Raw genomic sequence first — 10,900 nt, 5'->3', positions numbered from 1 at the left:
GGCGATTCCACCCCCGTAGACGCTGAAAGCGACGGTCCCGATCTCGATGATTTCGTCCTCGTCCCCTTCATCATGCCGGACAATGCGGTTATCCCTGTCCGTTGATGAGCGTGACGAGGTTCAAGAGGTTGCCTTCCCTTTGAACGCCGTCCGGGAACCTGTCCGGCACGCCGGGGGCGACGATCGCCAGGAATGGAATGCCGAGGTCCACTGCGGCGTGATATTCCATGAGGGAATCGCCGATGGCGAGAACCTCCTCCGCCTCGACGGCATCCTCGCCGAGTATCCGGCGAAATTCGGAGAGCTTGGATTTCGGCGCACCACCGATCGACTTGAACCGGTTGCAAATCCCGCGCTCGGCCAAAGCGCTCCGAAGCTCGTCTTCGGGGGCGGCGGAAACGACATGCTGGGCCGCGATGCCGTGAAGGCGCGTTATTCCTTCCAGCGCGCCATCGATAAAGCGCGCCGATGCGACGGCAGCCTCCACGGCCGCGCGATATTGCGCGCAGAGCTCGCCGAGCCGGGCCTCCGAGAGCGGCCGGTGGAAGACGGTCCCCTCGAAGTATCGGAACTTCTCGTAGCGTGACATGCCGCCATTGGCTTCGGCATAGGCCCTGATGGCGGCGATCTTCGCAGGATCCTCGTCGCGGTAGACATGTGCGAACGCATCGACCTTGGCGGTCACCGTATCAAGGATGACGCCATCGAAATCGTAGATGATCGATCGGTATCTTGTCTTCACGCCAAACATCTCCTGGCCAGCCGCCGCCAAGGCGCCTGCGGATCAGATCCAGCCCGCATCGACGATGAAGGACTGCTTCGAGATCATCCGGCTGTCGTCGGAGGCCAGGAACAGGGCCATGCGTGCGATTTCCGGCGGATAGATCCGGCCGGGAAGAACCTGCCGCGCATCGATCTGCTTTTCGCCCTCGGGCGTGAGCCACAGGTCCACCTGCCGTTCGGTCATGATCCAGCCCGGAGCGATGGAGTTGACGCGGATATTGTCCGGGCCGAGCTCGCGCGCCAGTGCACGCGTCATTCCGTGCACCGCGGCCTTTGCCGTGACGTAGCACACGCCGTCGCCATCCGCCTCCATCCAGGTTATGGAGGAGAGATTGATGATCGAGCCGCCACCCAGCCCTTTCATCTGCGAAACGACGGCCTTGGCCGCGAACACCTGGTGCCGCAGGTTCACCGCTATGCGATCGTCGAAATATTCCGACGTTACCTCGGAAAGCTGGTGACGGTCGTCATTGCCCGCATTGTTGACAAGAACGCTGATCGGCCCGCGCTCGACGCCGCTCTTCGTGATGAAGGCCTCGAGGGCCTCGACATTGCGCAGGTTGAGATACTGGTAGACCGGCGGACGGCCACCGCGGGCGACGCAGCCCTTGATCACGTCCGCCGCTGCATCGTCGTTCAAATCGACGAAGGTGACGACAGACCCCTGATCGACGAAATGCTCCACAAGCGACCTGCCGATGCCCGATGCACCGCCGGTGATGAAGACATGCTTGTCCTTGAGACTAGGGTAGCTTGCGCGCCCTTCCATGAGATCGTAGTTCATCTTGTGTCCTTTGACTGATCGGTACGATGGCGCCTTGGCGCCCCTGTTGTCATTTCGATTTGGCGAAGAGGCGCGTGACGCCGCGCAGAAGCTTGCTTTGGGCGACCTGGTAACCGAGATCCTTGCCGACGCCCGTTTCCAGGACACGATCCATCAGGCTCTTGCTGAGCTCCGTATGGCGCCGCACCGGGGCAAGATCGCCGGACATGTCGGCGAGCACCCGCCTGGCCGCATTGTGGCCGGGAGCCCCCGTCACGCCACCACCTGGATGCGCGCCGGAACCGCAGAGATAGAGGCCTTCCACCGCCGTGCGGTATCCGTCCCCGCCCGGCGCCTTGCGCTCCGAGAACAGGTTTTCGAGGCCCACGATGGAACGCTGGAAGATGTTGCCGCCGGGCAGGCCGTAGGTACGCTCGAGATCGAGAGGCGACACCGTATTTCGGCCGATGACATGACCGCGAAGGTTCGGCGCAAACCGGTAGAGGGTCTCCATGACGCGGTCGGTCCAGGCTTCCTTGTGGTCGTCCCAGTCGCCCTTCTCCAGATGGAACGGCAATTGCTGGACACCGAGCAGCAGCGTGTGCTGCCCCGGCTTGCAGACGCTGGGATCGGTCGCGGAATGGATGAGGCCTTCGATGACGAAATCATCAGGAAACCGCCCGCGCCGCTGGGCTTCCGCCGCAGCTTCGTAGTTCTCGGCTGATGCGTTGAGGATCGTGTGGCCGAGATGCTGCGGCCCGAGGCCGGGCTCGAAGCCATTATAGTGCGGCAGCGTATCGAGCAGCACGTGGATGCGGGCCATGGAGCCCCGCACGTCGGTGCGGAGCGCTTCCCTGCGCCATTCCTCCTTCATCGCCCCGGCCGGGACCAGCCTGCCGAGGGCGACCGTCGGTGCGGCGTTCGACATGACGATATCGGCGTTGACAACGTCGCCGCCGACAAGGCGAACGCCCGCCGCCCGGCCGCCACGCACGAGGATTTCCGCGACGGGCGCGGAGGTGCGCACCACGGCCCCGAACGCTTCCGCACCCTTGCGGAGCGCGGCGGTGATCGAGCCCATGCCGCCGACCGGAATGCCCCACCGCCCGAATACGTTCTCGAACTGTCCGAAGGCATGGTATCCGTAGACATGCGCCGTCGTCGGCGTCTGCGGCCCGCCCCAGGTCGAGACCATGGCAAGGAAGGTCATGTAGGCCTTGAGCCGGGGCGAGACGAAATACCGGTCGAGCAGATCCTGGGCCGACACGACCATGAACTCGTTGAGAAGCTCAGTCTCGCCCAGACGTTCGAAGCGCCCGAACACTTCCGAGCGGGTCGGCGGATCAGACAGCAGCCAGTCGCGTGAGATATCGGCAAACCGCTTCAGCCTCGAGCCGAACTCGAAGAACCGACGCGCGTCATCCGGCGAGTGCCGGCCGATCGACTTCAATGTCTCGTCTACATCATGGTGGAGCATGAAGTGGTCGCCGTCTTCCCAGAGCGCGACGCCCTGGACTTCCGGTGAGAGCGATCGCAAGCCGAACCTTGCCAGTTCGAGATCGTCGATGACCTCCTGCCGCAGCATGCCCTGGATGAACGAGCAGGACGACCATGTCGCGCCCGGCACCAGTTCCTCGGAGACGCAGGCACCTCCGACCACATGGCGTGCCTCCAGCACGCAAACGGATTTTCCGGCCCGCGCGAGATAGTTGGCCGCAACGAGGCCGTTATGGCCTCCGCCAACAATGACGACATCATATCTCGTGGTCATGACGCAGCATCCGTTCCAAAGGAGAAGACCATTTCATGCCGGTACGTTTCGCCGGGATCGAGACGGCAGGACGGGAAGTGGGAGAAGTTCGGCGAGCCCGGATATTTCTGGGTCTCGAGGGTAAAGCCGCCATACTTGCACAGGCGCTTGCCCTTCTTGCCCATCACCTTGTCCGACAGGTAGCCGGCGGTGTAGAACTGCACGCCCGGCTCCGTCGTATGCATGGTCATCCGCCGGCCGGAGACAGGCTCGTGCACGTCGATGCACCTGCGCAGACCCGGGCCACCGTCGAGGCACCAGTTGTGGTCATATCCGCCGCCAGCTTCGAAAATCGTCGCACCGACGGAGGGCAGCCTGTCTATATCGGCGCCGATGGCCTTGAATTCGGTGAAATCGAACGGCGTGCCCCTGACGCGCAGGATCTCCCCTGTCGCGAGAAGCTCGTCGTCGACCGGCGTATAGAAGCGGCTCGATATCCTGACGTCGTGGCGCAGCACGTCGCCGGAGCCCTGGCCGGCGAGGTTGAAATAGGAATGGTGCACCATGTTCATCAGCGTCGCCTTGGTCGTGTCGGCCTCCATGACGATGCGCAGCGTGTTGTCCGCTGTGAGTGTATAGGTCGCCCGCAGGTTCGACTTGCCGGGAAAGCCCATTTCGCCGTCCTCGGATGTCGTCCTGAAGACGACGCTGTCCGCCGTGACTGTCTCGATGTCCCAGACCTTGCGATCGAAGCCCTGGACGCCGCCATGCAGGTGATTGGCGCCCTCGTTGACGTTGAGGTGGTGCTCGACGCCGTCAAGCACGAACCGGCCGCCCTCGATACGGTTGCCGTACCGGCCGCAAGTCGCGCCGAAATAGGTGTCCGTCGCCGCGTATTCGTCGATCGTGTCGAAGCCGAGGACCACGTCGGCGAGATCGCCGTTACGATCGGGAACGTATAGCTCCGTCAGCCGGGCGCCGAAGGTGATCAGCTTCGCCCTGAGGCCGTTGCCGTTGGCGATGGTGACGGCGAGGATTTCCTGCCCTTCGTAGATGCCGAACACTTCGGCGGCATCGGCTTCTTGTTTCCTGGCGGTGGTGTTCATGCTCGCAGTGTCCTTGCATTGGTGCGATTGATGACCCAGAGCCCGCAGAGAACGAAGGCGACCGAGATCAATCCGATCAGGGTGAAAATGGCGTTGATGGAGGGCGTGAAGCCGAACCGCATCTGGTTCCAGACATAGACCGGAAGCGTCGGCTCGGTGCCCGTCAGGAACAGCGTCACGATGACCTCGTCGACGGAAAGCGTGAAGCCGAGCATGGCGCCGCCGATGATGGCCGAGCGGATCATCGGCAGCAGGACATGCAGCAACGTTTTCATCCGCGTGGCGCCGAGATCGAGCGATGCCTCGACGAAGCTCGGGTCGAGCGCCCTCAGGCGCGTCAGCACGATCAGCATGATGACCGGCATGACGAAGCTCAGATGCCCGACGATCACCCGCGGCAGCCCCTGCGGCAGGCCCGAGAACTGCGCCACGATGGCCAGCGAGATCCCGAGCACGATGCCGGGTATCGCGACGGGGACCGCCAGGGCAAGCTGCAGCACGTTGCCGAAGGCCCGGACACGATAGGCGAGGATGAGAGCGAAAGCGACGCCGATGACCGTGCCGGCCGCCGTCGACAGGACGGCTACGAAAAGCGTGCGCTGGAACGCCTCGATGAGGGCGGTGTTCGTCCACAGTTCCCGATACCACTGGAGCGTGAAACCCGTCAGCGGGAATGTCTGGACACGGCTGTCGTTGAAGGAGAAGACGAGCGTGACCACCAGGGGCGCATAGAGGAACAGATAGGGCAGCGTGACGGCCAGCTTCAGCAGGATCTGGCCGATACGCCCCCGCAGCGTGGCCGCGCGCTTCAGCGTCGCACCCGTGCCCGAATCCACGGCCTGGATGATCCCCTTCGAGCGGCCGAGATAGCCGATGACGGCGAGGATGAGGGCGACCGCGAGCATGAGGATGACAGCCTGCGCGGCGCCCAGCGGCCAGTTCCCGGCCATGCCGAACTGCGATGCGATGACCATGCCGAGCATCGTGCCGTTGAGGCCGCCGACCATGGACGGACTGACATAATCCCCGACGGCCAGCAGGAAGGCGAGGGAAAAGCCGATCGCAAGCCCCTGCCTGGAGAGCGGCCAGACGACGTTCCTGAACGTCTGGAACCGGTTCGCGCCCGCATCCCGGCTTGCTTCCAGCAGGCTTTCCGGAACACGCTCCAGGGCCGTGAAGGAGGAGACGAACACATAGGGAATGGCCATGTATGCAAGCGTGAGGACGACGGCAAACCGCGTATAGAGGAACGCGTCGGACGGCTCGGACAGGATGCCGAGCGTGACGAGCAGCGAGTTGATCGCGCCGTTTTCGCCAAGGATGACGCGCCAGGCGAACACGCGCATCAGCAGCGAGATCCAGAGCGGGATGACAACCAGCATGACGGCGACCTGCTTCATCCCGCGCATGTAGCGGCTGACGTAGAATGCCAGCGGATAGGCGACGAGCGAGGCGAGCGCGGCGGCGACGAAGGCGGTGACCAGCGTCCGCATCACGAGGACGAGCACGGTCCTCGACTGGAACACGGCCGCATAGTTCCTCAGCGTCACCTCGTCCGTCACCAGACCCGCCGACGCCTTGAAGAAGCTGGTTCCGAAGAGGACGAGGTTGGGGGCGACGACGAGCGCCAGCAGCCAGAGGTAGATCAGCCCCGGCGAGGCGGAGGAGACCAGCTTGGCGAGTTTTTCGGGGGACCTAGTCATCGAGATACACCACGTCGTCGAAGAGCAGGCCCACCGGCACGGTGTCACCGACCTTGAGAGCGAGCCCCTTGCGGGAGGGAACATGGCTCGTCAGCATCTGGCCGCCGCTTTCCATGACGACCTCGATGACGCTGCCGAGGAACATGACCCGAGCGATCCTTGCGTCGAAGGTCACGTCGCAACGGCCTTCCGGCTGCACGTCGAGCGCTTCGAAGCGCAGGGCGACGGCGCTCGGCTGCGCCCTGCCCGCCACGCGGCTGCGGGGAATGTCGACCGGCCCGAACCGCAAGGATGCAGCATCCCCCGGATTCGGCGAAGCGGAAATCCTGTTCGACTTTCCGATGAAGTCGGCAACGAAGGCGTTGGCCGGCCTGTAGTAGATCTCCTCCGGCGTGCCGATCTGCTGGATCAGCCCGCCGCTCATCACGGCGATGCGGTCGGACATGGACAGGGCCTCGCCCTGGTCGTGGGTGACGTAGATGAAGGTGATGCCGAGCGACTTCTGCAGGTCGACGAGGACGTGCTGCATCTGCTCGCGCAGCTTGAGATCGAGCGCACCCAGCGGCTCATCCAGCAGCAGGATCTTCGGGCGGCCGACGATGGCCCGGGCGAGCGCGGCGCGCTGCCGCTGGCCACCGGACATCTCATGCGGCAGGCGCTCGGCAAAGGCGCCGAGATTGACCTTGGCGATCGCATCATCGACGCGCGTTGCGATCTCCGCCTTCGCAACGCCCTTCATGCGGAGCGGATAGGCAACGTTCTCCCGCACGGTCATGTGCGGGAAGAGGGCGTATGACTGGAAGACCGTGTTGGTATCCCGCAGGTTTGGCGGCAACGTCGTGATGTCGTCGCCTGCCAGCCATATGTTGCCCCGATCCGGCGCCTCGAAGCCCGCGATCAGCCGTAGCGTCGTCGTCTTGCCGCAGCCGGAGGGGCCGAGGAGGGAGAAGAACTCCCCCTCCCCGATGTCCAGGGACAAGTCGTGCAGCGCCTTGTACGCACCGAACGACAATGACAGGCCTGAAAGCCGCAGGAACGGCCCGGAAGCGTTGACTGGGCTCATCGAACGTGTCCTCACAGGGTGCCGGCTTTGAAGTCGTTCCACATCGCCACGCGGCGGTCGATGTCCTCCGGCAGCTTCGATATGACCATCTTGCTCCAGAAGCCGTCCTCCGTCTGGTCAAGAATGTTCGTATTCGCCAGGGCCTCCGGCGAGACGCCGGCCTTTGCGGCCGCCTCGGGGCTGAGAACGCCGTTGTTGCTGTTGGTGCTGATGAAGCGTGCCTGCCAGGCCGGCGTCAGCGTCTCGTTGATGAAATCGTACACCTCCTTCCTGCGGCCCCGCTCGGTCAGGACGGCGCAGTCGAGCCAGGTGGGCGTGCCTTCCTGCGGGAAGGTATAGGCGAAGTTCTTGCCGAGCGACTTCAGCTTGTTGACGATCGAGATGTTCTGGCAGTAGCCGATCACCGCGTCGCCCGCCGCATAGATCGTCAGGGCATCGTCGAAGCCGCGGGCGATGGTGTTGACCTGGGGCCGCAGGGTGCGCAGCGCATCCGCGCACGCCTCGAACTCCTCGTCCGTCAGGTTGAACGGATCGGCCGCCTTGATCTTGAGCGCGATCATCTGCATGACGACGTAGCCGTCGTCGAACAGGTTGACCTTGCCGGCGTATTTCGGATCCCAGAGCGCGTCCCAGCTCTGCGGCTCGCCGCCGGTGGCATCGGCGTTGTACATCAGCGGCTGGTTGCCCCAGTTGTAGGGCAGGGCGTAGAGGGTGCCGTCGATCGTGGCCTTCGCCTCCCAGTCCATCGACGAGGCGATGTTCGACCTGTTGGGGACCTGGGAGGCGTCGAAGGGCGCGATCAGGCCCGAGTTCTTGAAGCGATTGGCCGTGCCCGTGTCGAAATAGATGACATCGGGCGAAATGGCGCCCGATTGGACGGTCGCGAACATCTCGTCGATCGATCCGGAGCGGACGGCCTTGATTTTCACGCCGGTTTTTTCCGTGTACTCGGCAATCCACGGGTCGTCCTGATAGGTTTCCCACGTCAGAAGGGTGATCTCACCCTGGTCGGCGAAAGCCCGCTTCGCAAGGCCCGGCAGTGTCACCAGAGCGCCGAGACCCGCGGCGCTCTTCAGGAAGGTTCGGCGGTCAAATTGGTAGTTGCCCATGCTTTTAATCCTCTCTGGTCGGTTAGCGGGGGAGCAATTTCCGGCGACGGCTTCGCCTTCGGCTCTTATCGGCCGCTCCCTTTCGATGACTTACAAAACGCCGTATTTTTCGTAGACTTCGCGCAACAGCCTGCCCTCCAGGAGTTCGTTCCTGGAATTGTTCTCGCTCGTGGCCTTGGTCATGGCGAGATCGAGCACCTGCTGCTCGATCTCCTGCGGAATGACAACGACACCATCGATGTCGGCGAACACGATGTCGCCGGAGCGGACGGTCACACCCGCGCAGATGATTTCCGTGTCATGCTCAATCATCTTTGCGCGGCCGATGCTGTCGAGCGGGCCGATGCCGCCGTGGAACACCGGAAATCCGAGGTGCTTGATGTGCTTGGTGTCGCGCACGAGACCATCCGTCACGCACCCGTTGGCGCCCCGCATCTTGGCCGCTGTCGACAGAAGCTCCCCCCAGGGAGCGATGCGCTCGGTCGGGCCATTGCAGGCGAGCACGGCGACATCGTCCTTCGTCAGGCTGTCCACAAGCTCCATTTCGAGTTCGTAGGGGTTGTCGTTGTCGCGCCTGCCGTAGACGGTCGCGTAAAGGCCGGTCCGCGCACGGCCCATCAGGACCGATGCATCGTCGACGGGGCGGATGAATGGCCGCATCGCCTGGCTGGTCCGGCCGAGACTGTCCATCACGTCGGACAGCACGCCGGTGTAGAGCTGCTTTGCGTAAGTTTCGAACTGCATCGCTTGTTCCTTACTTTAACGATAAACCTTGAAGCCGGAAATAGTGCCAAAAGGGACGTCCGGCTAATGCGCCTCCCTGACGACAGCGTCGCCGCTGGCGCCGACGAGAAAATCCAGGTCGGCACCCGTATGGGCCTGCATCACATGATCCTGGTAGAGTTTCACAAAGCCGCGCGGGGTGACCGTTCGAGGCTGCACCCATGCCTCCGCGCGTTTCTCAAGCTCGTCTCGGGAGACCAGAAGCTCCAGCGTTCCTTCATAGGCATTCATCCGGATGCGGTCGCCGGTCTTCACCAGAGCGAGCGGTCCGCCCACCGAGGTTTCCGGCGAGACATGCAGGACGACGGCGCCGAAGGCGGTGCCCGACATGCGCGCGTCGGAAATTCTCAGCATGTCGCGCACGCCTTCGCGCACCAGTCGCGCCGGGATCGGCATGTTCCCGACCTCAGCCATGCCGGGATATCCCCTCGGCCCGCAGCCCTGGAGCACCAGCACCGTATCGGCCGTGACCGGCAGGTCGGGATCGTCGATCTTCGTCTTCATCTCCTCGACGGAGGAAAACACATAGGCCTCCCCCTCGTGCACGAGAAGAGATTCCGTCGCCGCCGAAGGCTTGATGACCGCGCCATCGGGCGCGATGTTTCCCCGCAGCACGCGGATGCCGGCTTTTGGCCGAACCGGATTGTCCAGCGCGCGGATCACGTCGTCATTGAAGCACTCGCCCTCGGCGGCGACCTCGACGACCGAGCGCCCCTCCACCGTCAGCGCATCGCGCAGCATGCCCTTGATCTGCGCGAGAACCGCCGGCACGCCACCGGCATTGCAGAACTCTTCCATCAAGTGCTTGCCCGACGGAAGGCAGTTGACGAGCAGCGGCACCTCGGAGCCGAGGTTGAAATCGTCCAACTTCAGGTCGGCGCCAATTCTTCCAGCAATTGCAAGCAGATGGACGATCGCGTTGGTCGAACCACCCAGCGCCGCATTCGCAAGGATCGCATTCTCGAAACTCGCCCTTGTCAGGATCTTCGAGAGCCGGAGATCCTCGCGCACCATCGCAACGATGCGGTTGCCGGTGAGGTGCGCGAGCGCGAAGCGGCGCGCATCGACCGCGGGATAGGCCGAATTCATCGGCAGTGCCACGCCCATAACCTCGACCAGCGAGGCCATTGTCGATGCCGTGCCCATAGTGTTGCAGACGCCGACGGAGCGGCTCATTCCGCTTTCAGCCGCAACGAAGTCCTTCATGGACATCGTGCCAGCCCGCACCTCTTCGGAGAACTTCCAGACATCCGTGCCCGAGGCGATCGTCCTGCCCCGGAAATTGCCGCTGAGTGCCGGTCCGGCCGAGATCATGATGGTCGGCAGATCGACGCTGGCAGCCCCCATCAACTGGGCCGGCGTGGTCTTGTCGCAGCCGGCGAGCAGAACGACACCGTCCATTCCATGGGCGCGGATCGACTCCTCCACCTGCATGGCGAGCAGGTTGCGAAACAGCATGGCGGTCGGGCGCATCTGGTCCTCCCCGAGCGAGCCGACCGGAAACTCCAGCGGCAGGCCACCCGCCTCCCAGATGCCGCGCTTGACGGCCTCAGCGAGGCCCTTCAGGCCCGCATTGCACGGATTGAACTCCGACCAGGTGTTGCAGATGCCGATGACCGGCCGGCCATCGAAGACATGATCGGGCAGTCCCTGCATCTTCATCGAGCTGCGATGGATGAAACCATCCTTCCCGCCGCTGCCGAACCAATCCTGGCTTCTCAGTCTCTGCTTGCGCTCCACGACATGCGCCTCCACGCCTCTGTTGGATTTAGATTTAACGTTAAACCTATTTCCTGTCAACAGGCCAGATTGTTCTCGTTCCGGCGGGCGAGATTGTAAA

9 protein-coding genes are annotated in these 10,900 nt (G+C 63.5%); all 9 read right to left on the bottom strand.

Annotation, left to right across the window (positions count from 1 at the left end):
• Window positions 1-88 precede the first annotated feature (88 nt).
• The 9 genes from AABQ55_RS07045 to AABQ55_RS07005 all read right to left on the bottom strand — a co-directional run bounded on the left by AABQ55_RS07045 (window position 89) and on the right by AABQ55_RS07005 (window position 10,800).
• Complete coding sequence (locus AABQ55_RS07045; RefSeq protein ID WP_272804516.1) at window positions 89-742, bottom strand: HAD family hydrolase; 654 nt, start codon at window positions 740-742, stop codon at window positions 89-91.
• Between the two features lie 42 nt (window positions 743-784).
• A complete protein-coding gene (locus tag AABQ55_RS07040) occupies window positions 785-1,567 on the bottom strand; it encodes an SDR family NAD(P)-dependent oxidoreductase (protein ID WP_244768040.1) in 783 nt (260 codons plus the stop codon).
• Between the two features lie 49 nt (window positions 1,568-1,616).
• Window positions 1,617-3,317: a phytoene desaturase family protein gene (locus tag AABQ55_RS07035; protein ID WP_272804515.1), complete on the bottom strand. Its 1,701-nt coding sequence runs from the start codon at window positions 3,315-3,317 to the stop codon at window positions 1,617-1,619.
• The gene (locus AABQ55_RS07030; protein WP_272804514.1) at window positions 3,314-4,402 is read right to left on the bottom strand and encodes an aldose epimerase family protein; all 1,089 of its coding nucleotides are present in this window, start codon (window positions 4,400-4,402) and stop codon (window positions 3,314-3,316) included. The genes AABQ55_RS07035 and AABQ55_RS07030 overlap by 4 nt, the downstream gene beginning before the upstream one ends.
• Window positions 4,399-6,105 carry an ABC transporter permease subunit gene (locus tag AABQ55_RS07025; RefSeq protein WP_272804513.1) on the bottom strand — a complete coding sequence of 569 codons (1,707 nt, stop codon included), beginning with the start codon at window positions 6,103-6,105 and terminating at the stop codon, window positions 4,399-4,401. The genes AABQ55_RS07030 and AABQ55_RS07025 overlap by 4 nt, the downstream gene beginning before the upstream one ends.
• Window positions 6,098-7,168, bottom strand: a complete 1,071-nt coding sequence (locus AABQ55_RS07020) for an ABC transporter ATP-binding protein (RefSeq protein WP_272804512.1) — start codon at window positions 7,166-7,168, stop codon at window positions 6,098-6,100. Before AABQ55_RS07020 ends, AABQ55_RS07025 begins: the two co-directional genes overlap by 8 nt.
• Window positions 7,169-7,179: 11 nt before the next feature.
• Window positions 7,180-8,277: a substrate-binding domain-containing protein gene (locus AABQ55_RS07015; protein ID WP_272804511.1), complete on the bottom strand. Its 1,098-nt coding sequence runs from the start codon at window positions 8,275-8,277 to the stop codon at window positions 7,180-7,182.
• 90 nt (window positions 8,278-8,367) lie between these two features.
• Window positions 8,368-9,021, bottom strand: coding sequence for an RraA family protein (locus tag AABQ55_RS07010; protein ID WP_272804510.1), 654 nt, complete (start codon window positions 9,019-9,021; stop codon window positions 8,368-8,370).
• 63 nt (window positions 9,022-9,084) lie between these two features.
• Window positions 9,085-10,800 (bottom strand): IlvD/Edd family dehydratase, encoded by a 1,716-nt coding sequence (locus AABQ55_RS07005; protein WP_272804509.1) that lies wholly within the window; start codon window positions 10,798-10,800, stop codon window positions 9,085-9,087.
• Window positions 10,801-10,900 lie beyond the last annotated feature (100 nt).

Origin of the sequence: Shinella sp. WSD5-1 (assembly GCF_963942435.1) — a bacterium.
GTDB lineage: Bacteria > Pseudomonadota > Alphaproteobacteria > Rhizobiales > Rhizobiaceae > Shinella > Shinella yambaruensis.
Note: the sequence above shows the minus strand (reverse complement) of the source record. Positions and strands in the feature narration are given on the sequence as shown.

Excerpts from the sequence above, each read along its gene's own strand:
- AABQ55_RS07010 (WP_272804510.1), bottom strand. The coding sequence starts at position 9,021 with ATGCAGTTCGAAACTTACGCAAAGCAGCTCTACACCGGCGTGCTGTCC.
- AABQ55_RS07035 (WP_272804515.1), bottom strand. The coding sequence starts at position 3,317 with ATGACCACGAGATATGATGTCGTCATTGTTGGCGGAGGCCATAACGGC.
- AABQ55_RS07030 (WP_272804514.1), bottom strand. The coding sequence starts at position 4,402 with ATGAACACCACCGCCAGGAAACAAGAAGCCGATGCCGCCGAAGTGTTC.
- AABQ55_RS07020 (WP_272804512.1), bottom strand. The coding sequence starts at position 7,168 with ATGAGCCCAGTCAACGCTTCCGGGCCGTTCCTGCGGCTTTCAGGCCTG.
- AABQ55_RS07025 (WP_272804513.1), bottom strand. The coding sequence starts at position 6,105 with ATGACTAGGTCCCCCGAAAAACTCGCCAAGCTGGTCTCCTCCGCCTCG.
- AABQ55_RS07040 (WP_244768040.1), bottom strand. The coding sequence starts at position 1,567 with ATGAACTACGATCTCATGGAAGGGCGCGCAAGCTACCCTAGTCTCAAG.
- AABQ55_RS07015 (WP_272804511.1), bottom strand. The coding sequence starts at position 8,277 with ATGGGCAACTACCAATTTGACCGCCGAACCTTCCTGAAGAGCGCCGCG.